Origin of the sequence: Saccharothrix sp. S26 (assembly GCF_021390395.1) — a bacterium.
Lineage (GTDB): Bacteria > Actinomycetota > Actinomycetes > Mycobacteriales > Pseudonocardiaceae > Actinosynnema.
In genome coordinates, this window is sequence record NZ_JAJUWT010000017.1 from 182459 (window position 1) to 209156 (window position 26698).

20 protein-coding genes are annotated in these 26698 nt (G+C 71.9%); 14 read left to right on the forward strand and 6 right to left on the reverse strand.

Translation table 11 applies throughout. The features are described from left to right. Positions 1-11 precede the first annotated feature (11 nt). Together LZG04_RS26810 and LZG04_RS26815 are read right to left on the reverse strand one after the other, a co-directional pair. Complete coding sequence (locus tag LZG04_RS26810; protein WP_233821729.1) at positions 12-785, reverse strand: ABC transporter permease; 774 nt, start codon at positions 783-785, stop codon at positions 12-14. Then, a complete protein-coding gene (locus LZG04_RS26815; protein WP_233821731.1) occupies positions 782-1531 on the reverse strand; it encodes an ABC transporter ATP-binding protein in 750 nt (249 codons plus the stop codon). Before LZG04_RS26815 ends, LZG04_RS26810 begins: the two co-directional genes overlap by 4 nt. A gap of 96 nt (positions 1532-1627) precedes the next feature. Between LZG04_RS26815 and LZG04_RS26820 the strand changes: the two genes are divergently transcribed. The 10 genes from LZG04_RS26820 (at position 1628) to LZG04_RS26865 (ending at position 13544) form a co-directional block, all read left to right on the forward strand. Further along, entirely contained in the window at positions 1628-2788 is a 1161-nt protein-coding gene (locus LZG04_RS26820) for an ABC transporter substrate-binding protein (RefSeq protein WP_233821733.1), read from the forward strand. Beyond that, positions 2785-3465 carry a bifunctional 2-polyprenyl-6-hydroxyphenol methylase/3-demethylubiquinol 3-O-methyltransferase UbiG gene (locus tag LZG04_RS26825; protein ID WP_233821735.1) on the forward strand — a complete coding sequence of 227 codons (681 nt, stop codon included), beginning with the start codon at positions 2785-2787 and terminating at the stop codon, positions 3463-3465. Before LZG04_RS26820 ends, LZG04_RS26825 begins: the two co-directional genes overlap by 4 nt. A gap of 434 nt (positions 3466-3899) precedes the next feature. Then, the gene (locus LZG04_RS26830) at positions 3900-5126 is read left to right on the forward strand and encodes a hypothetical protein (protein WP_233821737.1); all 1227 of its coding nucleotides are present in this window, start codon (positions 3900-3902) and stop codon (positions 5124-5126) included. Next, positions 5123-6100, forward strand: a complete 978-nt coding sequence (locus tag LZG04_RS26835; RefSeq protein WP_233821739.1) for a transporter substrate-binding domain-containing protein — start codon at positions 5123-5125, stop codon at positions 6098-6100. Before LZG04_RS26830 ends, LZG04_RS26835 begins: the two co-directional genes overlap by 4 nt. Before the next feature lie 9 nt (positions 6101-6109). Further along, positions 6110-7384 (forward strand): hypothetical protein, encoded by a 1275-nt coding sequence (locus LZG04_RS26840; protein WP_233821741.1) that lies wholly within the window; start codon positions 6110-6112, stop codon positions 7382-7384. Continuing rightward, on the forward strand, positions 7381-8385 hold the full coding sequence (locus LZG04_RS26845; protein WP_233821743.1) for a glutamate ABC transporter substrate-binding protein: 1005 nt from the start codon (positions 7381-7383) through the stop codon (positions 8383-8385). The genes LZG04_RS26840 and LZG04_RS26845 overlap by 4 nt, the downstream gene beginning before the upstream one ends. An 18-nt stretch (positions 8386-8403) precedes the next feature. Next, the gene (locus LZG04_RS26850; protein ID WP_233821745.1) at positions 8404-8775 is read left to right on the forward strand and encodes a hypothetical protein; all 372 of its coding nucleotides are present in this window, start codon (positions 8404-8406) and stop codon (positions 8773-8775) included. Next, positions 8772-10010 (forward strand): caspase domain-containing protein, encoded by a 1239-nt coding sequence (locus LZG04_RS26855; RefSeq protein WP_233821747.1) that lies wholly within the window; start codon positions 8772-8774, stop codon positions 10008-10010. The genes LZG04_RS26850 and LZG04_RS26855 overlap by 4 nt, the downstream gene beginning before the upstream one ends. Then, positions 10007-12241, forward strand: a complete 2235-nt coding sequence (locus tag LZG04_RS26860; RefSeq protein ID WP_267937942.1) for a serine/threonine-protein kinase — start codon at positions 10007-10009, stop codon at positions 12239-12241. Before LZG04_RS26855 ends, LZG04_RS26860 begins: the two co-directional genes overlap by 4 nt. Positions 12242-12263: 22 nt before the next feature. Beyond that, positions 12264-13544 carry a VWA domain-containing protein gene (locus LZG04_RS26865; RefSeq protein ID WP_233821751.1) on the forward strand — a complete coding sequence of 427 codons (1281 nt, stop codon included), beginning with the start codon at positions 12264-12266 and terminating at the stop codon, positions 13542-13544. Between the two features lie 308 nt (positions 13545-13852). On the opposite strand, the gene LZG04_RS26870 is transcribed toward LZG04_RS26865, so the two are convergent. From LZG04_RS26870 to LZG04_RS26885, 4 genes are all read right to left on the reverse strand, one after another. Further along, the gene (locus LZG04_RS26870) at positions 13853-14746 is read right to left on the reverse strand and encodes a fibronectin type III domain-containing protein (RefSeq protein WP_233821753.1); all 894 of its coding nucleotides are present in this window, start codon (positions 14744-14746) and stop codon (positions 13853-13855) included. 145 nt (positions 14747-14891) lie between these two features. After that, positions 14892-17108 carry a glycoside hydrolase family 66 protein gene (locus LZG04_RS26875; RefSeq protein WP_233821755.1) on the reverse strand — a complete coding sequence of 739 codons (2217 nt, stop codon included), beginning with the start codon at positions 17106-17108 and terminating at the stop codon, positions 14892-14894. A 127-nt stretch (positions 17109-17235) separates the two neighbouring features. Then, positions 17236-20340 carry a glucan 1,4-alpha-glucosidase gene (locus tag LZG04_RS26880; RefSeq protein ID WP_233821757.1) on the reverse strand — a complete coding sequence of 1035 codons (3105 nt, stop codon included), beginning with the start codon at positions 20338-20340 and terminating at the stop codon, positions 17236-17238. Between the two features lie 92 nt (positions 20341-20432). Beyond that, a complete protein-coding gene (locus LZG04_RS26885) occupies positions 20433-21593 on the reverse strand; it encodes an ROK family transcriptional regulator (RefSeq protein WP_233821758.1) in 1161 nt (386 codons plus the stop codon). Between the two features lie 191 nt (positions 21594-21784). On the opposite strand from LZG04_RS26885, the gene LZG04_RS26890 reads away from it, so the two are divergent. The 4 genes from LZG04_RS26890 to LZG04_RS26905 are packed head-to-tail and all read left to right on the forward strand — an operon-like array spanning position 21785 to position 26660. After that, entirely contained in the window at positions 21785-23065 is a 1281-nt protein-coding gene (locus LZG04_RS26890; protein ID WP_233821760.1) for an ABC transporter substrate-binding protein, read from the forward strand. 20 nt (positions 23066-23085) lie between these two features. Continuing rightward, a complete protein-coding gene (locus tag LZG04_RS26895) occupies positions 23086-24024 on the forward strand; it encodes a carbohydrate ABC transporter permease (RefSeq protein WP_233821762.1) in 939 nt (312 codons plus the stop codon). Further along, the gene (locus tag LZG04_RS26900) at positions 24011-24913 is read left to right on the forward strand and encodes a carbohydrate ABC transporter permease (protein ID WP_233821764.1); all 903 of its coding nucleotides are present in this window, start codon (positions 24011-24013) and stop codon (positions 24911-24913) included. The genes LZG04_RS26895 and LZG04_RS26900 overlap by 14 nt, the downstream gene beginning before the upstream one ends. A gap of 19 nt (positions 24914-24932) precedes the next feature. Then, complete coding sequence (locus tag LZG04_RS26905) at positions 24933-26660, forward strand: alpha-glucosidase (protein WP_233821766.1); 1728 nt, start codon at positions 24933-24935, stop codon at positions 26658-26660. Positions 26661-26698: the final 38 nt, after the last annotated feature.

Sequence of the window (26698 nt, forward strand, 5' to 3'; positions counted from 1 at the left end):
CCCCGCAACGGTCAGCCGTCGGCGGACTCGTGCCAGCGGCCCACCGCCCAACGGGCCAGCGCGCCGAAGACCAGGAACACCGCGATGCCGAGTCCGCTGGCCAGCACCACGGCGGCGAACATCCGGGCCGAGGCGAGCTGCGCCCGGTAGTTGTCGATCAACACGCCCAGCCCCGGCTCGCCCTGCCGGAAGAAGAAGTCGCCGACCACCGCGCCGATCACGCTGCCACCCGCCGCGATGCGCAGCCCGGTGAACAGCGCGGGCAGCGCGGCGGGCAGTTGCAGCTTCCACAACCGGGTCCAGCGGCCCGCGCGGTGCAGGTCGAACAGCTGGTGCTGCGCCTTGGGCACCGACCGGATGCCGAACAGCGTGTTGGCCACCAGGGGGAACAACGACAGCAGCACGCACACCAGCACCCGGCTCGGGAAACCGAAGCCGAACCAGAACCCGAACAGCGGCACGAGCGCCAACACCGGGATCGTCTGCAACACGACGACGTACGGGTACACCGCGCGCTCCAGCCACCGCGACTGGGCCATCACCACGGCCAGGCCGATGCCGAGCACGGCGGAGATCAGCAGGCCGGTGCCGGCCACGCGCGTGGTCAACGCCAGGCCGGCCACCAGCTCGGCCCGGTTCTCCGGGTCCAGGAACCCGACCCGGACCACCTCGTCCACCGGCGGCAGCAGGAAACGCCGCCGTGGCGAGAGCACGCCGTAGCTGACGAAGGTCCACGCGCCGAGCACCGTGACCAGCACCACCAGGGGCGGCAGCGCCCGTTTCACGACGCCGTCACCACGGCCCGCGACACCGCGCCGACCAGGGCGGCGAACTCCGGTGACGTGCGCGCGCCAGGTGGTCGTGGCCGGTCGAACGGCACCTCGACCTCCGCCACCACCCGGCCCGGCCGCGCGGACATCACCAGCACCCGGTCGGCCAGGTGCACGGCCTCGCCCGCGGAGTGGGTGACGAACAGCGCGCCGAAGCCGTGCCCGGTGAACAGCCGCAGCAGCTCGTCGCCCAACTCGTGCCTGGTCAGCTCGTCCAGCGCGGCGAACGGCTCGTCGAACAGGAACAGCTCGGGCTCCACCACCAGCGCGCGAGCCAGCGCCACCCTCATCCGCATCCCGCCGGAGAGCTGCGCGGGCCGGTGGTCGACGAACTCGGCCAACCCGACGCCCGCCAGCGCCCGCTGGGCCCGCTGCCTGCGGTCGGCCTTGGGCACGCCGTCCAGCTCGCCGGACAGCTCCACGTTGCGCCGGGCCGTGCGCCAGGGCAGCAGCGTCGGGTCCTGCCAGACGTAGCCGACCCGGTCGGTGTGCCGGGCGACCACGCCCGCGGTGGGGCGGTCCAGCCCGGCCGCCAGTTGCAGCACGGTGCTCTTGCCGCAGCCCGAAGGACCCATCAGCGCGACGATCTCGCCGCGCCGGACCGTGAGGTCCACGTCGGTGACCGCCGTCACACCACCGGGGAACGACTTGGTGATGCCGGTGAGTTCCAGCAACGGCTCACCTGGACCAGGTGCGGTCATCGCGCCTCCGTAGGAACGGCCGGGGACCGTGACCGCCGCGCCGTCGGTTGTGACAGCCTGGGCGGGCCACCGCCGTCGCAGTGGATCATCGTGTTGGTGAGGGGGACCCAGCGCATGGTAGCCGGGCGCAGCCTGCTGTCGATCATCCTCGTCGCTTCGGCCGTCGTGGCCTGCGCGACACCGGCCGGGCCGGGTGGTGAAGCGCCGCCGCCCGCCGCCGAGTCCCTGGCCGGCACGTGCCCCGACACGGTCGTGGTCCAGATGAACTGGTTCCCGCAGGCCGAGCACGGTGGCCTGTACCGGTTGCTGGGCAGCGGTTTCACCGTGGACGCGCAGCGCAAGGCCGTCGAGGGGCCGCTGCTGGAGGACGGGCGTGACACCGGCGTGCGGTTGCAGGTGCGGGCCGGCGGTCCGGTGACCGGGTTCCAGCGGGTGTCGGCGCTCATGGCCGCCGATCCCGCGATCACGCTCGGCAGCATCGCCACCGACGAAGCGGTGCAGGAAGCCGGTTCCTTCCCGACCCGGGCGGTGTTCGCGCCGCTGGACAAGAGCCCGCAGATGATCATGTGGTCGCCCGAGCGCCACCCGGACTGGCGCACCATCGAGGACATCGGCCGGACCGACACCGCGGTCGTGCACGCCAACGGCGCTTCCTACATCGACTACCTGGTGCACAGCGGCAGGCTGCGGCAGTCGCAAGTGGACGGCTCCTACGACGGCTCGCCCGCCCGGTTCGTCGCGGCCGACGGCGAGATCGCCCAGCAGGGTTACGCCACCAACGAGCCGTACCGCTACGAGCACGAGGTCGAGCCGTGGCGGCGGCCGGTGGCGTTCGCCCTGGTGCACGACAGCGGTTACCCGATCTACCCGGAGGCGTTGGCGGTCGCGGCGAGCGAGCTGGAGCGGCTGGCGCCGTGCCTGCGCCGGCTCGTGCCCATCCTCCAGCGCAGCACCGCGGCCTACGTCCGCGATCCCGGCCCGACGAACGAGGCGCTGGTCCGCATGGTTCGGGAGCTGAACGCCGGCACGCAGTACAGCCTGGAGCGCGCGCGGTACGCCAACGAGCAGATGCGGTCGCTGGGGTTGAGCCACGACGGCGTCACCCCGGTCGTCGGCGACTTCGACGCGACCCGGGTGGACCGGCTGGTGGAGGAGCTCAAGCCGCTGTTGGCCGCCAAGCGCGCCACCGTCCCGGCCGACCTGGGTTCGGCGGACGTGGTGAGCAACGAGTTCATCTCCACCGAGGTGACGTGGTGAACGCGCACTTCGACGTGCTGGCGCGGCACTACCAGCGGTATGCCGAGATCACCGACGTGCTGTACCGGCCGTGGCTGCGGGCCGCACTGCCCGCGCGCGGCGGTCGCGCGCTCGACCTGGGGTGCGGCTCGGGCCGGTACAGCGGCCTGCTGGCCGATCGGTACGACTCCGTGCTGGCGGTGGACGCCGCCGCGCGGGAGATCGCCATCGCGCGGGCGGAACGCGCCCGGCCGAACATCGACTACCAGGCGCGCGACCTGTTCGACGTGACGGCGCGGCGGGACGGCCGGTTCGACCTGGTGCTCGCGGTCAACACCCTGTTCGCGGTCGGCGACTACCCGCGCGTGCTCGCGCACGTCCGCGACCTGATCGGCCCCGGTGGCCGCCTGGTGGCCATCGAGGTGGTCAACCCACCCGGCCGGAGCCGCTGGTGGCACCGCGCGCAGGCGTTCCGGGTCGCCGCGATGATGGCCACCCGCCACCGCTCCCTGCCGGTGGCCGCCGACGTGCTGCGGCTGCGCCTGCACCCGGTGTGGCTCGACCACGTCACCCGCAACAGGCCGCCGTCGCGCCGCGAGTGCCACGCGCAGTACCGCGAGGCGTTCCCGGGCGTCCGCACGGACGACACCATGGACCGCTACCTGTGCGGCATCACCTGGACCGCGCCGGCGGCCTGAAGCGCGTGTCATCGGTGACGGTGGGTTGATCGTCTCGGTCCCGCCGACGCCTCGGTTTCCGGCGCGTAAGCGCGGTGTTCCGCAGAACTGCGGAAATTGGTCGCAATTCGAGGGCGGGAACCCGAGGATCCCTCCGACAATGGAACGTGAATGGCGCGGCCATCACCCTCTTGGCCGCGCCTTTGGACCGCATGGAGCAGCGCGGACACCGCTGGCGGCCGGCTGCGCCGAAGGCGGGCTAAATGGTCGAAACAGCTCCTTTCCCGATGTGCCGTAACTAAGCTCCGGTCCTCGCCGATGCACGCGGTACATGATCCGGAACGGCAGGGGGACACGTGGCCTTGACGACGCGCGATGTGCGGTCGGGGAAACCGCCGATCGCGCGCTCACGATTGATTCCGCTCCGCTTGGCATTCCGCCGCCCGCCCGGTCCGATGACCGCGCTCGCCGCCGTGCTGGCGCTGCTGTGCCTGGTCTCCGGCCTGGTCGGGGCGTTGGACGTGCAGCACCGCCGCGCCGCGCTGGACGACGTGCTGCTGCGGGGCGGGCCGCTGACCGGGGCCGCGCTGGAGAGCTACCAGTCGATCTCCGACGCGAACGCGACGGCGGCGGGCGCGTTCCTGGCCGGTGACGTCGACCCGCCGCAGCTGCGGGACCGCTACCGCACCAACATCGCCGAAGCCTCGGCCGCGCTCGGCACCGCCGCCTCCGGCGCTCCCGACGGCGAGAGCGCCGAGGCGATCACCCGGATCACCACGCACCTCCCGGTCTACACCGGGATCATCGAGACCGCGCGCACGCTCAACCGACAGGGCCTGCCGCAGGGGGCGTCGTACCTCAGGGAAGCCTCCGCGCTGGCGCACACGATCATGCTCCCGGCGGCGGAGGAGCTGCTGCGGCAGGAGAACGCGCGGTTGGCCGCCGCCCAGGACGAGGCGGCGGCGGTGGACTGGGTCGCGCTCGGTGCGGGGCTGCTCGCGCTGGCGGCGCTCATCGCCGCGCAGGTCCACCTGGCGCGCGGCACGCGGCGGATCTTCAACCGGGGGCTGCTCGCCACGACCGCGTGCGTGCTGGCCGCCGTCACGTGGCTGGCCGTCGCGTCGATCTCCGCGGTCGCCCACAGCGCGACGGCCAGGGAGGGCACGGCGCAGGTCGAGGCGTTCGCCAACGCGCGGGTCATGGCGTTGCAGGCCCGTGCCGACGAGTCGCTGTCGCTGGTCTCCCGGGGCAGCGGACGTCCGTACGAGCTCGCGTTCGCCGACAAGGCCGGCAAGCTCAACGGCGATCAAGGGCTGTTCGCGGTCGCCGAGAACGCGGCGACGGGTGACCGGACGCGGCCCGCGGTGGACCAGGCCGTCCAGGCGTGGCGGCAGTGGCAGGACAACCACCGCGACCTGCGCGGCGCGGACGACAGCGGCGACTACAACCTCGCCGTGCGGTTGGCGACCGGCGCCGACCCGAAGGGCACGGCCGAGCCGTCGACCGTGGTCGACCAGGAGCTCGCCACCGCGATCGGGCTGGCCACCGAGCGGTTCGAGGCGGAGTCCCGGCTGGCGCGTGACGCGATGGCCAACGGCGAGCTGGTCGTCGGGGTGCTCATGGGGCTGGCCGCGCTGGCCGTCGGGTTCGGCTACGCGCCGAGGATCAGGGAGTTCCGATGAGGTGGATGGCGTTGGTCGCCCTGCTCGCCGTCGCCGGGTGCGCCGCACCGGAAGCGGCGCCGCCGAGGCCGCGGTTCTCCGTGCCGACGCCCGCTCCGATCGGGGTGTCGGACCCCGCGCCGATCCCGGCGGACCGCGAGAACGACTGCCAGTCCGAGCTGAGCTTCCGGCCGGACGGCCCGCTGCCGCCACCCGGCGCACCACCGGCGGGCTCGACCATGGCCGAGATCGGCAAGCGCGACCTCGTCGTCGGCGTCGGGTCGAACGCCTTCCTGCTGGGCTACCGCGACTCGCGCGACGGCCGGATGCGCGGCTTCGAGACGGCCATCGTCGAGGAGGTCGCCTACGCGATCTTCGGCGGTGACCGCGCCCGGATCGCCGACCGCATCCAGTACCGCTCGCTCAACGCCGACGAGCGGATCCCCGCGCTGCTCAGGGAGGAGAACCCGGTCGACATCATCCTCGCCGGGATGACCATGACCTGCGACCGGTGGGAGAAGGTCGCCTTCTCCACCGCGTACTACTCGTCGCGGCAACGGCTGCTGGTCCACCGCGGTTCCGGGGTCCAGAGCATCGACGACCTCGGCGGGAAGAAGGTGTGCGCGTCGAACGCGAGCACGAACCTCAGGCCCATCGCGGTGGCGAAGTCCAACCCCGTCCCGGTGGGCGCCGCCAACACCGGCGACTGCCTGCTGCTGCTCCAGCAGGGGCAGGTCGACGCCGTGTCGACCGGCGACATCATCCTCGCCGGGCTGGCCGCGCAGGACCCCTCGACGCACATCGTCGGGCCGAGCCTGCGCTCCGACCCGACCGGGATCGCGATCGCCCCGAACCGGGTCGACCTGGTCCGGTTCGTCAACGCGGTGCTGGAGAAGATGATGGCGGACGGCACGTGGACGGGGCTGCAACGCGAGTGGCTCGCCAAGCACATCGGCGAAGCCGAACCGCCGACCCCGCGCTACCGGTCGGAGTGAGGTGGCGTGGTGACGACACGACGGTCGCGGCACGCCGGTCTCGCCGCGCGGGCGCGCCGGGTGGCGGGCTCGCCACCGGCCGCGCTGCGCGTGCTGCTCGGGGGACTGGTGGCGCTGTGCCTGGTGACCGGCGTCGTCGGCTGGGCGGAGATCGCGCACCGGCGCGCCGTGCTGACCGAGGTCACCCAGCGCAGCATCCCGCTGTCGAGCGCGGCACTGGAGGTCTACCAGTCGCTCTCGGACGCGGACGCCACGGCCAACGGCGTCTTCCTCGCGGGCGAGCGGGCCACCCCCGAGCAGCGCGCCCGCTACCTGGCCGACATCGAGCGGGCCGCCGTCGCGTTGAGCACCGCGGCGGCGGGCACGTCGCACGACACCTCCCGCGTCGTCGCCGAGCTCACCGCCCAGCTCGCGCGCTACTCGGGGCTGGTGGCGACCGCCCACACCAACGATCGCCAGGGCTTCTCGGTCGGCGCCGGCTACCTCCGCGAAGCGTCGGCGCTGGTGCGGGAGACGTTGCTGCCCGCGGCGCACCGCCTCTACCGCGACGAGGAGGCCAAGCTCGCCGCCGCGCAGGACGACGCCGGGTCGGTCGCGTGGCTCGCCGTCGCGCTCGGCGTGCTGACCCTCGGTGCGCTGGTGGCCGCCCAGCTGTACCTGCGCGAGACGACGCGGCGCACGTTCAACCGCGGCCTGCTGGTGACCACCGGCGCGCTGCTGCTCGCGGTCGGCTGGCTCACCACTGCGTCGGTCGTCGCCGCCGCCCGCACCGACGCGGGCCGTGCGGGCGTGGCGCAGACCGAAGCGCTCGCCACGGCCCGCATCACCGCGCTCACCGCGCGCAGCGCCGAAGCGTTGACGCTGGTCGCGCGCAGCAACGGCGGCCTGTACGAGGAGGCGTTCCGCCAGGCCGCCGCCACCCTCGACGGTGACCGCGACGTGCCCGGTTCGCTCGCCGCCGCGGCGGAGGAAGTGGGTGGCCACGCCGAAGCTCGTGGCGCGGCCGACGCCGCGATCGGCGCGTGGCGGCAGTGGCGCGGGCTGCACGAGGCGGGCCGCGCCGACCTCGCCGCCGCGGACCTGCCGCGGTCCGCGGCGCTGGCGGACGAGGTGGACCGGCGGCTGGCGGAGGCGTTGCAGGACGCGCAGCGCCGGTTCGAGGAGCAGTCGGTGCGCGCGGTGGACGCGCTCGCCGGGGCCGACGCGGCCGCGGCCCTGCTGGCGCTGGTGGGCGCGGTCGCCGCGGGCCTGGGTCTCGCGCCCCGGATCAGGGAGTACCGATGAGACGTTGCGCGGTGGCCGCCCTGACCGCGGCGGTGGCGCTGGTGGCGGGGTGCGCGAGCGCGGCGCCGGTCCCGGCCCGGCCGCAGCTCTCGCTGGCCGCGCCACGACCGCCGGGCATGGTCGCGCCGTCGGACATCAACGGCGCCAAGGACCCGACGGAGTGCCCCGAGGGCAAGGGCCCGTTCGTGCCGGAGCGGAGCAGCCTGCGCCCGGCGGGACCGCTGCCGCCGCCCGGCACCCGGTTCGCCGGCGGCGCGCTCGGCGTGATCACGCAGCGCGGCAAGCTCGTCGTCGGCGTCGACCAGCACCTCAGCAAGTTCGGCTCGGTCAACCCGCTCACCGGCGAGCTGGAGGGCTTCGACGTCGACATCGCCAAGGAGATCGCCAAAGCGCTCTTCGGCGACGAGACGGCCGTCGAGTTCGTCGAGGTGAACTTCACCGACAACTTCGACAAGCTGGCCGCGCGCCAGGTGGACCTGCTCGCCGACTCGATCACGATCACCTGCGAGCGGCGCTACACGCGCGAGGTGATGTTCTCCACCGACTACTTCTTCTCCGGGCAGCGCGTGATGGTGGCCAAGACCTCGACCGTCAAGGGGATCGAGGACCTGAGGGGCAAGCGGGTGTGCGCACCCGACGGCACCACGTCCATCGGCCGGATCACCGACCCGGCGCGCGGCCTGGTGCCGGTCGCCGTGCGGGAGTTCAGCGACTGCCTGGTGCTGCTGCAGGAAGGGCAGGTCGACGCCATCTCGTCCACCGACAGCGTCCTGCTCGGCCTCACCGCGCAGGACCCGACCACGCACATGGTCGGGCCGCGGTTCAGCGAGGAGCACCACGGCCTCGCCATGCGGGAGACCGACGAGGACCTCGTCCGCTACGTGAACGCGGTGCTGGAGCGGCTGCGCGCCGACGGGACGTGGAGCCGGTTGTACGCGAAGTGGCTCGCGGACCTCGAACCCGTGCTGCCGAGCCCACCGCCCGCCCTGTACGTCGACTGAAACCGCAGAGGAGCACGCGTGAGCGCCGCGATCCGGATCCAGGAGACCGACAACGCCTTCACCGAGCTGGAGTCGTTGCACGGGTGGCTGATCAGCCGCCCGGAACTGCGCGGAGCGGTGACGCTCGGCAAACCCGCCCGCAACCCCGAGGAGATGGGGTGGCTCACCGACGTGGTGTCGGTCGCGGTCGGCAACGGTGGCGCGGTCACCGCGCTCGCGGGCTCGCTCGCGACCTGGCTGGTCAGCCGCCGGTCCCACATCAAGATCAAGGTCAGCGGACCGGACGGCCGCAGCACCGAGGTCGACGTCAAGCAGGCCAGGGGCAACCAGGCCGACGTCGAGGCGATGCTGCGCAAGGTCCTCGACGAGCACGAGGGCGGTACCACGTGATCGAACGCCTGCCCGACGCGGCGAGGTCGCGCGCGGTGCTGGTCGGCACCAGCTCCTACACCCACCCCGCGTTCGACGACCTGCCCGGTGTGGCGAACAACCTCCACGACCTCGCCGCGCTGCTCACCTCGCCGCTGGGCGCGGGCCTGGCGCGCGAGCACTGCCAGGTCGTGCTCGACCCGCCCGACCAAGGGCTGCTGGGCGAGCGGATCCTGGACGCGGTGCGCGAGGCCGAGGACGTGCTGCTGGTCTACTACGCCGGGCACGGCGAGATGACCTGGGACCGCGACAACGAGCTGTGCCTGACCGTGCGCGACAGCAAGCCGGACTCGCTGCGCACGTCCGCGCTGCGCTGCGCCGACCTGCGCCAGTACATCCACCGCAGCCGGGCGAAGATCCGCGTGCTGATCCTCGACTGCTGCTTCGCGGGCACCGCGCTGCCGGAGACCATGTCGAGCTCGGACAAGGTGCTCGAGTACGTCGAGGTGAGCGGGGCGTACGTGCTGACCTCCGCCTTCGGCAAGGCGCTGGCACCCCTGGCGCAGCGCAACACCCTGTTCACCGGCGAGCTGCTCCGCGTGCTGCGGGACGGCATCGCCGCGGAGCCCAGCGTGCTGATCACCCTCGACGCCCTGTTCCGCGAGGTGGCCTCCAGCCTGCGCGGTCGGGGCTACCCGGAACCGGGCTGCCACCACAGCGACACCGCGGCCGCGCTCGCGCTCGCGCCCAACGCGGCGCACAAGATCCGGAGGAAGCTGACCGAGCTGGGCGCCCGCGCGGAGGCGCTCGACGCCGTCGAGCAGGAGACCAAGCGGCGTTACGACCTGACGGTCGACCGGATCCTGTCGCCGGACCTGCCGCCGTTCACCGCCTCGGCGCCGCCGCTGCGGGAGCGCGTGCGGCAGTTGGACGAGCGCGTGGCGACGGGAGGCAGGCCCTCGGCCGCGGAGCTGGACGCGCTCGACGCCGAGCTGGTCGCGGCCCAGGACGCCGCCGCACGACTGCGAGCGGAGGTCGAGCGGCCCCTGGACGCCCGCAACGAGCTGCGCGGCCTGCTGGAGTCGTACCGGGTGCGCGCGGCCCGTCGCCGGTTGGCCGAGGACGACGAGGTGCACGCGTTGCACGAGGCGGCGTGGAACCTGCTGTGGGTCAAGCCGTGCGACCTCGAAGCGGCCGACGCCGCGGTCGACGCGTACGTCCACGCGGTCACCCGGTCGAGGGAGAGGGAACGATGAGCGCCTGCGCCAGGACGGGCTGCGGGGGGACGATCCTCCCGCACGGCTACTGCGGCACGTGCGGCCACAAGGCGGGACCCGCGGTCTCACCGCCGACGACACCGCCGACGAACAAGCCGCCGACCGCACCGACTTCGTCGACACCGGAGTCACGCGGCACCACACCCGGATCGGTGCCCAACTCCGGCCGGCGCCGCACCCCGCTCGGCGGGGGCTCGGTCGAGCTGCCGCCGCTGCCGCCGCGCGACCCCGACTCCGACACGCCGTCATTGGTCGAGGTGCCCGAGACCAAGCGGTTCTGCCGCGAGTGCCGCGAGCCGGTCGGCCGAGGGGTGGACGGCGAGCCGGGACCGACCGAGGGGACGTGCCCGAACGACGGCGTCCGCTTTTCCTTCGCGCCCGCCCTGAGCCGGGGCACGCTGGTGGCCGAGCGGTACGAGGTCCTGCGGTGCATCGCGCGCGGCGGTCAGGGCTGGATCTACCTCACCCGCGACCGGCACCTCAGCGACCAGGAGACCGACCACCTGGTCGTCCTCAAGGGGCTCATCGACTCCGACGACCCGGTCGCGATCAAGCAGGCCATCGAGGAACGGCGACGGCTGTTGCAGGTCAAGCACCCGAACATCGTCAAGATCAGCGACTTCGTGCAGCACCGAGACCCGCGCACGGGCAAGCTCGACGGCTACATCGTGATGGAGTACGTCGAGGGCCGGTCGTTGCAGCAGGTCTTCCTCGACTACCGCGACGAGGAGGGCCGCCGCGCGCCGCTGTCGCTGCCGGTCGTGCTCACGTTCGGCTCCGACGTGCTGCTGGCGTTGGACCACCTGCACTCGCACGACCTGCTCTACTGCGACTTCAAGCCGGACAACGCCCTCTACACCACCACCGGGGAGATCAAGCTCATCGACTTCGGGGCGGTCGTGGACGCCAGGAACCCCGGCGACGTCCTGTTCGGCACGCGCGGGTTCGCGGCGCCCGAACTCGACCGCCGCGGCCCGTCGGTCGCCTCGGACATCCACACCGTCGGCCGTTCCCTCGCCGTGCTCAGCTTCCCGTTCGCCGGCTTCTCGCGGGAGGAGAACCTCTACAACCTGCCCGCCCGCGACACGGTGCCGCTGCTCGCCGAGCACGACTCGTACTACCGCCTGCTGCGCCGGGCCACGCACACCGTGCCGGAGAAGCGGTTCGGCTCGGCCGAGGAGATGCGCGGCCAGTTGGAAGGCGTGCTGCTGGAGGTGCTGGCGGCCGCGGACGGCAAGCCGCGCCTGACCGTGTCGACGCAGTTCGCCGTCGAGCTGAGGACGTTCGGGGCCGAGGACGCGGAGAACGAGCGCGACGGGGTCGACTGGACCCGCGTGCCCGAGGCGCTGCCCGCACCGCTGGTGGACCCGACCGACGAGTCGGCCGCCCACCTCGCCGCGATCGCGGGGTCGGACCCCGACGACATGATCGCCGCGTTGAGGGCCATCCCCGTGCAGAGCACCGAGGTCCGGTTGCAGCTGGTCGCCGCGCTGATCGCGGCCGGTCGCCTGGACCAGGCCCGCGTCGACCTCGACGACTGCGCGGAGGAGCTGCCCGGCGACTGGCGCATCGCCTGGTACCGGGGGATTCACGCGATGGCGGCCGGGCGGCCGGAAGACGCCGTGCGCGAGTTCGACGCCGTCTACGACGCCCTGCCCGGTGAGCTGACACCGAAGCTCGCGCTGGCCGCGGCGGCGGAGTGCGCGGGCGAGGACGACCGCGCCGGCGAGCTGTACGGCCGCGTCTGGCGCACCGACAACCGGTACGTCAGCGCCGCGTTCGGCCTGGCGCGGGTGCTGCGCCGGAAAGGCGACCTCGCGGCGGCGGTCGACGCGCTCGACCGCGTGCCGGACACCTCCAGCCAGCACCGCAACGCCCAGATCGCCGCGATCCGCACGCGGCTCGCGGCCGAACCGGACAAGCCGGACCTGCTGGACGCCGCCGCCCGGTTGACCACGCTGGAGCTGGGCATCGAGCAGCGCGCCGCGCTGTCCGCGCGGATCCTCGACGCGACGCTGACGTGGGTGGCGAGCGGCAACGGCCACCACGACCGCTCCGGTCAGGTCCTGGGCCGGGCGTTGGAGGAGCGCGACCTGCGGTTCGGCCTGGAGAAGGCCTACCGCGACCTGGCGACCGTCACCGATGACCCCGACGACAAGGTCGCGCTGGTCCGGCAGGCGAACCGGGTCCGGCCCAGGACCCTGTTCTGACACGGAGGGACGAGGAGCGCGCGTGAGCCAGCCAACCGGTTTCGAGATCAGCGTCGACCACAACAAGTACCTGTCGGCGGGGCAGCAGGTCATTGACGCGGTGATCTCGGTCAGCACCGCGGCGAAGCGCAGGGGACCGGCCCCGACCGCGGCGCAGGTCATCATGATCGACTGCTCCAGCTCGATGGGTGACGACAAGATCGTGGAGGCCAAGCGGGCCACCGCCGTCGCCGTCGACATGCTCAACGACGAGGTGGCGTTCGCGATCGTCGCGGGCACGCGGACCGCCCGCGTGGTGTACCCGCCGACGGGCGGGATGGTCCCCGCGTCACCGGTCACCAAGGAGGAAGCCAGGAAGGCGATCCGGGAGCTGCGGGCCAGCGGCGGCACCGCGATCGGCACGTGGCTCGACCTCGCCAACCGCCTGCTGGCCGCGCAGGACGCCGAGATCAAGCACGGCATCCTGCTCACCGACGGCCACAACGAGCACCAGCAGCCGCACGAGCTGGACGCCGTGCTGCGCCAATGCCGCGACCGCTTCGTCTGCGACAGCCGCGGGGTCGGCAAGGGGTGGGCCGCGGCGCCGCTGATGGCGATCGCCGACGCGCTGCACGGCACCGCCCAGGGCCTGCCCGACCCGGAGAAGCTGGTCGACGGGTTCCGCGCGATGGCCGAGGGCTTCATGAGCACGACGATCGCCAACGTGATGCTGCGGGTGTGGCACCCGAAGGGCAGCCGGGTCCGGTTCCTCAAGGAGGTCCACCCGCACCGGGTCGACCTCACCGACCGGCGCAAGGACGTGGGCGAGCAGGAAGGCGACTACCTGACCGGCTCGTGGGGCGCGGAGACCAGGGACTACCACCTGTCGGTCGAACTGCCGCCCGGCAAGGAGGTCGGCGAGGAGGTGCTGGCCGCCATGGTCAGCGTGGTCGCCAACGACGTCGAGCTCGCGGGTGGCGGCCTGGTGCCCGCGGTGTGGACCGACGACCCCGCCCTGTCCACCATGATCGGCCGGAAGGTCGCGCACTACACCGGCCAGGTCGAACTCGGCGAAGCCCTCCAGTCGGGGCTCGTCGCGATGCGCGACGGCCGTCACGACGAGGCGGCGGCGCAGCTGGGTCGTGCCGCGCAGCTCGCCGAGGAGTCCGGCCGGATCGAGACGTTGGAGATGCTCGACAAGGTGGTGCACGTGGACGACGCCGCCGCCGCGCGGGTCCGGATCCGCCGCGACATGGAGGAGGTCGACAAGGAGATGCTGGCGCTGGAGTCCCGGACGACCAAGCGTTGGCGCGACAAGTCCTGACGCCTGCGGCCACAACGCCGAACCGATCCCACGCGCACACGACCGGCTTCGCGATGGCTGGATTCGCGAGGGCCGGGGTTTGTGGCGGTCGGTTGGCGACGGCCGCGTTTGTGGTGGCCGGTTGGTGAGGGCTGGGTTGGTCGGGGTTTGTGGCGGTCGGGTTGGTGACCGTTGGGTTGGCGGCGATCAGGCCCGGGATGGCCGGACCCGCGACGGCCGGGCTCGCGAGGGTCGGGTCGCGACCCGCCTCCAGTGCGGCGCCGGGGTCCGCGGTTCGGCGGACCCCGGCGGTCGGCGGACCCCGCGGGTCAGGCGCGCGGGAGGGTGAAGATCAAGCCCTGGCTCAGGGTCGACCGGATGCCCTGCACGTCCACGGTGACGACCTTCGCCCGGTGTTGCCGGTCGGGGGTCAGACCGGTCAGCGTGACCTGCTCCTCGGTGACGAGGCCGGTGTTCCCGCCGTCCAGGTACACCTCGTAGCCCTTGGTGGGGTTCCACCACGGGTAGCCCTCCCACGCCAGCGTCACCGACGTCGGGGTCGTCGAGACCACCCGCAGCAGGCGCGGGCGCGGTGGCCGCTCGAAGTGGGCCGCCTGCGACGCCACGGTGCCCAGCAGGTCGTTCTGCGCCGGGTCGTGCGAGCAGGACGCGGTGACCGTGCCGAGGGGCGTGCCGTCGGCGCGCTCGGGGCGCAGTGCCAGCGTCAGGTCGTCCACGCGCAGGTCGTAGTTGCCCGGCGTGCTCAACTGCTGCACCGGGAACGAGCCCGCGGCGCGCACCGCGGTCTTCTCGGTGGTGGTCAGCCACGTCGGTGCCAGGGTGAACGCGGCCTGGGTGGTCCGCGTGCCGTCCGGCCCGACGATCCTCGCGTCGAGCGTCGCGGTGCTGTCGCCGTCCAGGCGCACCCCGCCCGGTATCGCCAAGGCCGGCCGCAGCTCGCGCAGGTCCAGGTCCACGTCGATGTAGGCGTAATCGTGGTTGGCCACGGAGTTCGGGCCGGCGCCGTCGTCCGGCAGGCCGCCGACGACCCACGCGGTCAGCGTCACGTCAGGCCCGAGGGAGGTCGTGCAGGTGTACTCCACCCGCACCGCCGTCGTCTGCGCCGACGCCGGACCCGCGGCCCCCGCCAGCGCCCCGCCGGCCACCAAGGTCGAGGCCAGGGACAAGGCGGCGACCCGGGATGAGTTCCACTTCTTGCGCAAATTCGCGTCCTCTCCGTGTTCACTCGCCCACGCACAGTGTTCCGCAATTCCTCGCCGGTGCGTGTGGACCATTCAGTCGCAGTGAGGTGGACGCGAGCCCGGGAGGGCGTTGTGCGGCCCGGCCGCACAACGCCTCCGGCGGGTCTTACTGCGGCAAACTCCACTTCTGGCTGTCACCGGCGTGGCAGTCCCACAGGTGCAGCCTGGTGCCGTCGGTGGTGGACTGGTCGGCCACGTCCAGGCAGCGGCCGGACTTGGTGTTGCGGTACTGGCTGCCGCCGGTGCGTTCCCAGGTCTGGGAGGCGACGGACAGGCAGTCCCACAGGTGTGCCCGGGTGCCGTTGGCGGTGGCGCCGCCCTCGACGTCGAGGCACTTGCCCAGGGCCTTGAGCTTGCCGCCGGTGAACGTCCACGCCTGGGCCGGGGTGTCGGCGCAGGTCCAGAGCTGGACGGCGGTGCCGTTGGCGGAGCTGCCGTTGGCCACGTCGGCGCACTTGCCGCCCAGGCCGGTGAGGTGGCCGGAGCCCGCCGGCGGGGGAGTGGTGGTGGTCGTGGTGGTGCTGGTCGGGGGAGTGGTGGTGGGGTCGTCGGGGGTGTTGTCGAAGTAGACGAAGTCCCAGGTCCTCAGTTCCGGCACGGTGAAGCTGAGGTAACGGCCGCCGCCGTCGGAGCCGGTGGTGAAGGCCAGCTCACGGGAACGCCCGCCGTCCCGGTCGGGGCTGGCCACGTGCAGGCTCGGCGGGGCGGGCCGGTCGCCCAGGTAGTACTTGACCGGCAGGTCGGTCTGCGTGGGTGGGGTGTTGGTGCCGGCGTCGCGCCACCGGTTGTCGTTGCCCAGCAGGTTGATCAGGTGGATGACGTCGACGCCGTTGTTGCGCATGACGTTGGTCCAGATGGTGTTGCCGGCGCCGTCGGTGGAGGTGGTGCGGCCGGCGATCTGCACGGCGTTGGACGCGGTGTGCAGGTCCGGGCCGTAGAACAGGTTCTCGTAGCCGGTGATGACGTCGTAGTAGGTCTTCTGCCACGCCTTGAGCTCGGCGGACATGGTCTTGCTCTTGTTGAGGAAGTACTCGGTGTTGAGCATGTGGTCGTTGGGGCCCAGCTCCAGGTGGTGGGCGCCGTTGGCGGCGAACGTGGCGTTGGCCAGCTGCACCGAAGTCGTGTCGAACACGCTGTTGTTGTTCGGCGTGCCCTCAGGGGTGTTGGGCCGGTTCATGTACGCGGGGGTGACGTGCGGTTTGCCGCCGGACGCGCGGCGCTGGTTCTCGAGGTAGTTCTTCACCGAGGAGTTGGTCTCGAAGTTGCTCCACAGCTCGGTGTAGAGGTAGTCGGCGCCGGAGCGGGCGAACTCCTGGTCGCCGTAGCCGTCCACGGCGTTGAAGCCGACCGGCTTGCCGGTGGCCTGCTTGGTCTTCTCGACGAGCTGCGCGAAGCCGTTGGGCCGGTTGACCTGCCTGCCGTTGACGTCGAACTTCTCGTCCCAGTAGCCGATCTGGTCCAGGTGCGAGCCGTCGAAGCCCATGGAGCGGATCGTGTCGGCGTACTGCCCGACGATGTAGTCCTGCCAGCCGGGGTTCTCCGGGTTCATCAGCTTGAGCACCTGGCCGGGCAGCATCGGGTAGGTCCAGTCGGTGCCGTCGCGGTTGAGCAGCCGCCAGTTCGGGTCGACCCGGGACCGGTCGTAGTCGTTCAGGGCCGCGTAGGACATCTGGTACGGCAGCGACCCGATGCCGCGGGCGCGGGCCGACGAGATGTAGTTGCGCACGGTCTGCGAGCTGATGACGTCGCCGTTCCACGCCGTCCAGGTGGCGGCGACGCCGGAGCCGTCGTGCTTGACCGGCAGCTCGTGCTTCCACAGCCAGTCGTAGTACTGCAGCGAGTTGATGTGGTAGCGCTGGGCAAGCTCGGCCATGTCACCGTCGGCCTCGGCCGCGGAGATGCCCTGACCGTAGTACGCCAGGAAGCCCATGCGCGGGAAGCGGGTCCAGGAGCTGGACACGTCGATGGCGGTCTGGGCGCGGCCGGAGTCGGCCTCGACCTCGACCAGGTAGCCGGTGTAGTCGTCGTTGGGCGGGGTGACGCGCCAGGTGACCTGGCCGGACCCGCTCGCCTGCACGGTCGCGGCGGTGACGACGTCACCGAGGTGGGTGAGGGTGAACCTCACCGGTCCGCTGCCGCTGACGGAGGCGGTGACGGTGGCCGCCGCTCCGGGCGCGTAGCGGGCGGCGTCGGTCCACGCGTCGGTGACGGTGGCCGCGTGGGCGGTCGTGGTCGACATCACCGCGGACGCCGCGGTGGCGAGGACCGCGGTCGCGCCCGCGAGCAGGACGCGGGTGCGATGATGTGTTCGGGCTCCGGACATGCCTTGCCTCTCTTCGCTGGGTGGTATCGCTCCGGCTGGAGCCGTTCCCGCGCGTCCCTCTGGCCGGAGGGCGCGTGGGAGGCGGGCGCGGGCACCGGTTCGAGGACCTGGTGCCCGCGCCCGCTGCTCATCGGGCCCGCAACGCCACGAAGGGCAGCACGACCGGGCTGGTCGTGGTCCAGTCGAGGACGGCGGACTGGTCGGCGTCACCGGTGATGACGTCGATGGTGTTGGGGTCGCGGGTGTCGGTGTCGCGGCTGGGCAGGTCGAAGCTCTGCTCGCCCGCGCCGCCGCCGAAGCGGAACTCCTTGGTCCACGGGAACCCGTTGTCCCAGTGCGCCTTGCTGTAGACGGGGCGCACGAGGCCGATGCCCTCGCCGGGCTCGGCGTTGGAGTAGATCGACACCTGGTAGCCGGCGGTCGCCACGTCGAGCCCGAGCGCGGAGGCGGGCACGGTGACCACGATGTCGTGGGTGGCGGGCACGACCCGCAGCTCCGCGGTGGAGACCTTGGTCAGGGCCGGGTCGTAGACGCCGAGCGACAGGGGCTGGTCGGCGTAGCGGCCGTCGGCGACGACCGCCCGCTGCCAGGCGCCGTCGGTCGCGGTGTTGGTGCCGGGCAGGCCGGGTGAGGCGCCGGTGGGTCGAGCGGGATCGCGCAGCAGGACGTTGACCCGCTGCACGCTCATGCCGTTGCCGCCCCACGGGTTGGTGATCGCGCCGGCCACGCGGGTGACGAACCGGACCCGGTCGCCGTCGCGGAACACGTCGAACCGGGTCAGGTCGAAGCTGCCGGGGCTGAACGCGCCGTTGGTCGGGTGGACGTAGGGGCCGGGGCCGTGGTCGTCGCCGCTCGGGTCGGTGAGCCCGCCGACGCGCTCGCCGTAGGACAGCACGGTGCGCCGCTGGTAGGCGGTGGCCCCGTCGCGCCCGACCGCCGCGACGCTGACGGTGTTGTCGATCCCGGTCAGCTCGACCTGGGTGTCGAACCGGCCACCGCTCACCGCGACCTGCTTCTTCGCCGAACCGACGGCCACGACCACGCCGGCGGCGTCGGTGGTGCCGTGCACGCGCACGGTCCGGCCGGTGGCGGTGGACAGGTCGTCGGGGCCGTCCAGGGTCAGTGCCGCGGTGGCGACGGGGCCGGTGCGGTAGCGGTCGGCCACGACGGCGGGCGTCTCGACGGGCCGGCCCGCGTCGATGCCCTGCGCCAGCCGCACGTACTGCGCCATCGCCCACGCCAGCGGCGCGGCCGAACCGGTGCCCTTGCCGAACACGTGACCGTGCCGGGTGGGGTCGGGCCGGTCCCAGACCTGCTCGGGGATCATCCGGCCGGGATTCGCGGTCGCGGCCATCGTGCGCAGGTACGGCAGGGCGTCACGGCCCAGGGCCAGTTCGTACTCGCCGCGTTCCCCGGACAGCAGCGGCCACGGCCGGCCGATGCCGACCCCGGTCCACGGTGCGCCGTCGGCGGTCTCGCCGTAGCCGTCGTGGGTGTAGCGCTTCCACAGCTCCCCGCTGGGCGTGCTGACCTTGATCGAGGCGTCGACCTCGGGCAGCGAGCCGGCCACGGCCGGGTCGTCGGGCGCCTTCACGCCGAGCCGCACCAACTCCAGGAACCCGGCGTCGACCACGGCGTTCTCCGGGTGCGTCCCGGCGCCGTTGGCCCAGTTGCGGGTGGCGCCGTCGTCCGGGTCGCCGCTGCCGGAGATGCGGACGTAGTACCGGCCGTCACCGAGCGGGCCGTTCGTGGTGACCATCCACTGCTCGGTGCTCCGCTGCCACGAGTCGGCGGTGGCCTGGTAGAGCGCCGCACCCTCGGGGTCGCCCGCGCGACGGGCGAGGTCCGCGGCGGCGGTCAGCCCGGCGATCTGGCTCGCCATCGTGGACGGCGAGTAGCCACCGGTCTCCTCCCAGCGCTCCTGCGGTGTCGCCGCACCGGACGACACCAGGAAGTCGGCGGCTTTCGCGATGTGTTCGCGGTAGAACGCGGTGTCGAACCGCCTGGTCTGCCAGGCCAGCAGGATCGGGAACGCGGTCTCGTCGAGCTGGACGTTGGTCTGGTCGGGCGTGCCGTCGACCTTGGAGTTCTGCGGGAAGCTGCCGTCGGGTCGCTGCTGCCGGGTGAACAGCCAGTCCACCGCACGTCGGGCCGCCGCCGTGTCACCGGCCGCGAGCAGCGCGGACACCTGGTGGTACAGGTCCCGCGCCCACACGAGGTGGTAGCCGCCGAACGCTCCGTCGGCGGGCACCGCCTGGCCCCAGGGGATGGTCAGGGACGCGGAGAACGCGCCGGGGTGGGTCTTGTCCTCGTGCGCCTTGACCGCCATGACCGACGCCCAGTACTGGTCGAGCAGGTCGGCGGGCAGCTTCGGTGCCTTCAGCCTCGCGGTGTAGCGGTGCCAGCCGAGCTGGTACCAGCGCTTGGTCACCTCGAACGGGCGGTGCAGGCTCGCGCGGGCGCCGATGAGCGCGGCCCGCTCGGTGGCGGCGAAGCCGAGCGCGAGAGTGGTGCGCGGCTTGATCCGCGCGACCTGGGCGATGTTGCCGGGGCCGGCCTGGCGGTAGGTCGACGTGAGCTTGAAGTCGCGCGCCAGGTCGGCCACGCCGTCGCTGGCACCGACGTAACCGGTGGAGGTGACGTCGAACCCGGTGCTGGAGACGAGCGCGCTGGCGACCGGGCCGCGGGTGTCCACGGCGGTCAGGGCGTCCTTGGTGGCGTGACCGGTGTCGTGGCCGGAGTCGCCCGCCAGTTGCGGGTCGAACAGCGTGTAGAGCTGGTAGTCGCCTTCGAGCTCCACGTCGATGAGCAGGGTCGAGCTCGCGGGGTCGGTGACGTAGGTCTTGGTCAGCCGCCAGCGGCCGGCGTCGTCGGCGGTGGTCTGCCGGTAGGTGAGGGACTTGCGGTCGACCAGCGTCGTGGTGCTGGTCGTGCCCTCGGTCTCCCGCTGCGCGAAGGACTTCCCGTCCGTGACGACGAACTCCAGCGAACGGGAGTTCGGGGTGTCGGCGCTGGGGTAGTAGACCTCGCTGAGCGTGCCGCCGGTGAGGGTGAACCAGACCTTCGACTCGGCGGTGGTGGAGGTGCCGATGCCCTCCTTGTCGCCGGTGGTCCAGGTGGCGGGCGCGCCGGGCGCACCCGGCGGGTCGGGCTCGGCGGTGGCGGGCTGGGCGGTGAGCAGGCAGGCCGCGGCGGCGATCGCGATCGCCGTGCGTGGTCGGGGTGGTCGCATGGGTGCTCCTCGTTGAGCGGGCCTCGGCGGAGGCGGGCGCGCGCCATCGCCACGGCGGTCAGCGCCGTGGGAGGGGATCGGTGGACGTGGGGTCAGCCGGCCCGCAGGGGCAGCACGGCCAGCACGGTGCGCTGGATCGCCACGGCGGCCGCGCCGCGGGCCCAGAGCGTGGGGTCGTCGTTGATGAACCGCAGGTCGATCGGTGACGCCTCGGGGTGGCGGGACTGGGCGATGGCGGCCCGCACGCGGGCTTCGTCGACCTGGGCGAGGCGGATCCCCTCGCCGGTGAGGATGATCCGTTCGGGTTGGGCGATGTTGGCGACGGCCGCGATCAGCGTGCCGAACGCGTGGGCCGCCCGGCCGACGATCTGGTCGGCGACGGCGTTGCCCGCTTCGGCGAGGTCGAGCACCTCGTCGTAGGTGACGGGCCGGCCCAGGGTCAGGGCGGCCTGCGACTGGATGCCGTCGGTGGTGAGCAGCGCTTTCACGCAGCCGCGGTGCCCTTCGGGGCAGATCGGGCCGAAGGGGTCGACGGGGAAGTGGCCGAGCAGGCCGAGCCCGGAGTCGGGGCCGCCGACGAGGCGGTCGTGGATGACCAGGCCGCCGCCGACGCCCGCGCCGATGGTGAGCACGGCGAAGCTGTCCACGTCACGGCCGTCGCCGAACCAGTGCTCGGCCTCCAGCAGGGCGTCGAGGTCGTTGGACACCACCGTCGGCCTGCCGGTGGCCCGGGAGACCGCCGCGCTGAGGTCGACGTCCTTCCAGTGCAGGAAGACGGCCCGCCGCACGCGCGCGAACTCGTGGACCACACCGCCGATGCCGATGCCGATGGCGGCGACCGGTCGTCCCGGGTCGTCCAGTGACGCCACCAGCTCGGCGATCTTGGCCACGACCGACTCCACGTCGTGCTCGGTGATCTCCACGGACGCGCGGTCGAGGATGTCCGCGCGCAGGTTGGTCAGCACGCCGTAGGCGCGGAACCCGGCGAGCTTGATGCCGATGAATCGCTGCACGTCCGGGTCGACGTCCAGCGGCTGCAACGGCCGCCCGCCGCCGCGCGAGTTCGGCATGGCCACCTCGCGCAGCAGGCCGGCGTCCATCAGGGGCTTGGTCAGCCGCGTCAGGCTCGCCGTCGACAGGCCCAGCCGGTCCGCCAGCTCCGACCGCGCCAGCGGGCCGTGGAGCAGCACCTCCAGCGTCACGCGGCGGGCGGAGGGCAGCAGGGGTGCCCAGGGTGAGGCGGCGTCGAGCACCGTGCGCTCCTCGTCGAGGTCGGGGGTAACCGGAGCGCAATAGTACCGCCGCGAAACTCGCTGACAAGACCTCCTGCGTGACGAAAACGTGACTAGCTGCGGGTTGACGCGTTACAGTCGCATCACCCTTAATGTTGCGACAAAGAAAACCCCGGTAGGCGACGCCGCCGTCGCGACTCTGGAGGATCGATATGCGCAAGCACCCCCTACGGCTGGCCACCGCGGTGGCCGCCGCCTTGGCGCTGGTGATGACCGGGTGTTCGAGCGGAGGTGACTCCGGTGACCCCGACACGCTCAAGGTGTGGTGGTGGGAGACCGACGACAGCGCGCTGTCGGCCGCCTGGAAGCAGGCCGTCTCGATCTTCGAGAAGGAGCACCCCGGCGTCACGGTCAAGCAGGAGCTCAAGACCTACGAGCAGATGCAGCAGTCGGGTCAGCTCATCCTCGACTCCAACGACACCCCCGACGTGCTGGAGTACCTCAAGGGCAACGCCACCGCCGGCGTCGTGGCCAAGGCGGGTCTGCTCACCGACCTGACCGAGGTCGCGTCCACCCGCGGCTGGAAGCTCGACAACACCGCCCAGGACGTCGGCCTCTACGACGACAACGGGCTCATGGGGTCGGGCAAGCGGTACGGGATCACGAACTACGGCGAGTACGTCGGCGTCTGGTACAACCAGGACCTGTTCGCCCAGCACAACGTGCAGGTGCCGACCACCCTGGCCGAGTTCGAGAACGCGCTCAAGACCTTCGCCGACAAGGGCGTCACGCCGCTCGCGCTCGGCTCGGCCGACTACCCCGGCCCGCACCTGCTGTACTCGCTGGCCCTGGCGCACATGGACGAGCAGTCGTTGGCCGCCTACCAGCGGTTCCAGGGTGACGTCGACTGGTCGGCGTGGGAGAAGGCCGCCACCACCATGCGCCAGTGGGTGGAGCGCAAGTACATCAGCACCGACTCCACCGGCATCCCCGCCCAGGACGCGGGCAACGCGTTCATCGCGGGCCAGTACCCGATGTTCGTCTCCGGCACCTGGTGGTCCGGGCAGATCGCCGAGCAGCCCACGTTCAAGACCGGCCAGTTCCTGTTCCCGGGGAACAAGCTGCACCCGGGCTCGGGCGGCAACCTGTGGGTCGTGCCCGCGAAGGCCAAGAACAAGGACCTCGCCTACGACTTCCTGGAGATCACCCAACGGCCCGAGGTGCAGAACTTCCTGGCCGACAAGGGCGGTGTGCCGGTCGCGGCGGAGCCCGGTTCGGCCAGCTCGGCGATGGGGCTGCTGGTGAGCGACCGGTTCACCGAGCTGCTGTCGGGCGACAAGGGCGGCCTCGCGCTGTACCCGGACTGGCCGGTGGCCGGGCTGAACGACGTGCTGCTGGCCAACACCACCGACCTCGTCGGCGGTGACGCGACACCGCAGCAGGTGGTCGAGGCGATCAAGACCGCCTACGACGCCGGCAAGCCGACCGCGTAACCGCCCGGGAAGGGATCGCCATGTCCTCGCTCACCGCCATGCGGCGCAGGAGCACGTCCGAACGCCGCGGCGGCTACTGGTGGTACATCCTGCCCGGTGCCGTCGGGTTCCTCGCCGTCGTCGCCGTGCCGTTCGGCATGAACCTCTGGTACAGCCTCACGTCCTTCCGGGGCGTCGGCGACCCGGTGTTCATCGGGTTCGAGAACTACCAGCGGCTGCTGGGCGACCCGCTGTTCTGGGCCTCGTTCCGGCACAGCGTGGCGTTCATCGTGGCCATGGCGATCCTCCCGACCGCCATCGGGGTGGTGGTCGCGGCTGTGCTGTTCAACTTCATCTCGCCGAAGTTCGGGTCGAAGGTCGCGAGCTTCCTGCGCGCCACCTACTACCTGCCGCAGATCCTGCCGATCGCGGTGGCGGGCGTGCTGTGGAAGTGGATGTACCAACCGCAGTACGGGATCATCAACACCACCCTGCGCGACCTCGGGCTCGGCGGCTTGGCGCAGAACTGGCTCGGCGACTCCGACCTGGCCATCTACGCGGTGATGAACGTGCTGGTCTGGCTCCAGATCGGCTACACCGTGGTGGTGTTCATGGCCGGGCTGTCCCGGGTCGACCCGGCGCTGTACGAGGCCGCCGAGCTCGACGGCGCGAGCTGGTCGCAGCAGTTCCGCACCATCACGCTCAACCAGCTCCGGCCGGAGATCGCGGTCGTGCTCATCACCACCTCGGTGGCCGCGCTGAAGGTGTTCGCGCCCATCTTCGTGCTCACCCGCGGCGGGCCCGGCACCAGCACGATCGTGCCCGCCTACTTCTCCTTCTCCAACTTCTTCACCACCACCAAGGTCGGCTACGGCGCCGCGGTGGCGTCCGTGCTGGCGCTGATGATCTCGGTCGTCGCGGTCGCGCTGCTGCGCTACCAGACCCGCAACTCCGAAGGGTTCGAAGATGGCCGTGGATAGCCTGGAGAAGCCGGCCGTGACCGTGACGCCCCCGTCCGAGCCGCCCGTGAGCAAGGTCAAGCGCCGCAAGCGCGGCGTGAGCGGCTGGATGGTGCTCGCCCTGGTCGCCGGCATCGGCCTGCTGATGCTGTTCCCGTTCTGGATCGCGATCATCAACGCCTTCAAGCCCGCACCCGACTACATCGCGAACGGCCCGGTCTCGCTGCCCACCGAGCTGGACTTCTCCGCCCTGGTCGACTTCTGGGGCGGGGTGGACTTCAACCGCAAGCTGCTCAACAGCGTGGTGATCAGCGGCAGCGTGGCCCTGATCGCGGTCGCGCTGAGCCTGTTGTCCGCGTTCGCCATCGGCATCGGCCGCATCCGCGGTCGGGTGTGGATCCTCGCGCTGTTCATGCTCGCGTTCACGATCCCGCAGGAAGCGCTGGTGTACCCGCTGTTCGTGCTCACCCGCGACCTCGGGCTGTACGACACGATGACCGGCGTCGTCATCATCCTGGCCGTGCTCCAGAGCGCGTTCGGCACCTACATGCTGTCGTCTGTGCTGGGCACGTTCCCGCCGGAGGTGCTGGAGGCCGCCAGGCTCGACGGCGCCTCCCGCTTCCAGGTGCTCCGGCTCGTCGTGCTGCCGCTGACCCGGCCCACCATGGCGGTGCTGATGACGTTCTTCTTCATCTGGACCTGGAACGACTTCTTCCTGCCCCTGGTGCTGCTGCCCTCGGCGGACAACCAGACCGTGTCGGTCGCGCTGGGCGCGTTGAGCGGCCAGTACACCAGCGACCCCACGGCGCTGGCCGCCGCGTCGCTGGCGGGCATCCTGCCGGCGCTCGTGTTCTTCCTGCTCTTCCAGCGCACGCTCATGCGCGGCGTGAACCTCGGCGCGGTCAAATAACACCCCACGAAGGACGTACATGACTCTCGAGCAGACGGCGACCACCACCGTGGACACCGCCCCGTGGTGGACCTCGGCCGTGGTCTACCAGGTCTACCCGCGCAGCTTCGCCGACTCCGACGGCGACGGCGTCGGCGACCTGCCCGGCCTGATCGCCAGGCTGGACCACCTGCACCGGCTCGGCGTCGACGTGATCTGGCTGTCGCCCGTCTACGCCTCCCCGCACGCCGACAACGGCTACGACATCTCCGACTACCAGGCGATCGACCCGGCGTTCGGCACGTTGGACGACTTCGACCGGCTGCTGGGGCAGGTGCACGCCCGCGGCATGAAGCTGGTGATGGACCTGGTGGTCAACCACACCTCCGACGAGCACCCGTGGTTCGTCGAGTCGCGGTCCTCGCGGGACAACCCGAAGCGCGACTGGTACTGGTGGCGGCCACCGCGCGAGGGCTTCGAAGCGGGGCAGCCCGGCGCGGAGCCCACCAACTGGGAGTCGTTCTTCTCCGGCCCGACCTGGACCCTGGACGAGGCGACCGGCGAGTACTACCTGCACCTGTTCGCCCCCAAGCAGCCGGACCTGAACTGGGAGAACCCGGAGGTCCGCCACGCCGTGTACGAGATGATGCGGTGGTGGCTGGACCGGGGCGTGGACGGCTTCCGGATGGACGTCATCAACCTGATCTCCAAGGATCCCGAGCTGCCGGACGGCGCGACCACCGGGGTCGGCGGCCTCGGTGACGGGTTCCCGCACTACGGCACAGGACCGCGCATCCACGAGTTCCTCCAGGAGATGCACCGCGAGGTGTTCGAGGGCCGGTCGGCCCAACTGCTGACGGTGGGGGAGATGCCGGGCGTCACCTGGGAGGACGCGCGGTTGTTCACCGACCCGCGACGGCGGGAGCTGGACATGGTGTTCCAGTTCGAGCACGTCTCCCTCGACCACGGCCCCGGCGGCAAGTTCGACCCGCGCCCGCTCGACCTGCGCGACCTCAAGGCGTCGCTGGGGCGGTGGCAGACCGCGCTGGGCGAGGTCGGCTGGAACAGCCTGTACTGGAACAACCACGACCAGCCCCGCGTGGTGTCCCGCTTCGGTGACGACGGCAGGTACTGGCGCGAGTCGGCCACGGCGCTGGCCACCGTGCTGCACCTGCACCGCGGTACACCGTACGTCTACCAGGGCGAGGAACTGGGCATGACGAACGCGCCGTTCGCCGGCGTGCACGAGATGCGCGACGTCGAGTCGCTCAACCACTACGCCGAGGCCGTCGCCGCCGGTGCGGACCCGGAGTCGGTGTTGCGGGGCCTGCGCGCGATGGGCCGTGACAACGCCCGCACCCCCGTGCAGTGGGACGCGAGCCCCAACGCCGGGTTCACCACCGGCGAGCCGTGGATCGCGGTCAACCCCAACCACACCTGGCTCAACGCCGCCGCCCAGTACGACGACCCGAAGTCGGTCTTCAACCACTACCGGCGGCTCATCGAGCTGCGCCACGCGCTGCCCGTGATCGCCCGCGGCGACTTCCGCATGCTCCTGGCCGACGAACCCTACCTCTACGCCTACGAACGCACCCTGAACGACGACCGGCTGCTCGTCGTGGCCAACCTCGGCGGCACACCGCAGACCGCCACCCTGGACGGCGGTTGGTCGGCCGCCGACCTGCTGCTGTCCAATGTAGACGAGCCGACGGTCGTGAACGGCCGCATCGCCATGGAGCCGTGGTCCGCGCACGTCTTCATGAAGTAAGGCCGTAGCCGCACGACGCAAACCCTTCCCAATGACGA

What these genes read in the sequence shown, in the direction of transcription:
- LZG04_RS26815 (WP_233821731.1), bottom strand. Translation starts at nt 1,531, where the DNA reads ATGACCGCACCTGGTCCAGGTGAGCCGTTGCTGGAACTCACCGGCATC.
- LZG04_RS26830 (WP_233821737.1), top strand. Translation starts at nt 3,900, where the DNA reads ATGACCGCGCTCGCCGCCGTGCTGGCGCTGCTGTGCCTGGTCTCCGGC.
- LZG04_RS26835 (WP_233821739.1), top strand. Translation starts at nt 5,123, where the DNA reads ATGAGGTGGATGGCGTTGGTCGCCCTGCTCGCCGTCGCCGGGTGCGCC.
- LZG04_RS26845 (WP_233821743.1), top strand. Translation starts at nt 7,381, where the DNA reads ATGAGACGTTGCGCGGTGGCCGCCCTGACCGCGGCGGTGGCGCTGGTG.
- LZG04_RS26860 (WP_267937942.1), top strand. Translation starts at nt 10,007, where the DNA reads ATGAGCGCCTGCGCCAGGACGGGCTGCGGGGGGACGATCCTCCCGCAC.
- LZG04_RS26875 (WP_233821755.1), bottom strand. Translation starts at nt 17,108, where the DNA reads ATGTCCGGAGCCCGAACACATCATCGCACCCGCGTCCTGCTCGCGGGC.
- LZG04_RS26880 (WP_233821757.1), bottom strand. Translation starts at nt 20,340, where the DNA reads ATGCGACCACCCCGACCACGCACGGCGATCGCGATCGCCGCCGCGGCC.
- LZG04_RS26890 (WP_233821760.1), top strand. Translation starts at nt 21,785, where the DNA reads ATGCGCAAGCACCCCCTACGGCTGGCCACCGCGGTGGCCGCCGCCTTG.
- LZG04_RS26895 (WP_233821762.1), top strand. Translation starts at nt 23,086, where the DNA reads ATGTCCTCGCTCACCGCCATGCGGCGCAGGAGCACGTCCGAACGCCGC.
- LZG04_RS26900 (WP_233821764.1), top strand. Translation starts at nt 24,011, where the DNA reads ATGGCCGTGGATAGCCTGGAGAAGCCGGCCGTGACCGTGACGCCCCCG.
- LZG04_RS26905 (WP_233821766.1), top strand. Translation starts at nt 24,933, where the DNA reads ATGACTCTCGAGCAGACGGCGACCACCACCGTGGACACCGCCCCGTGG.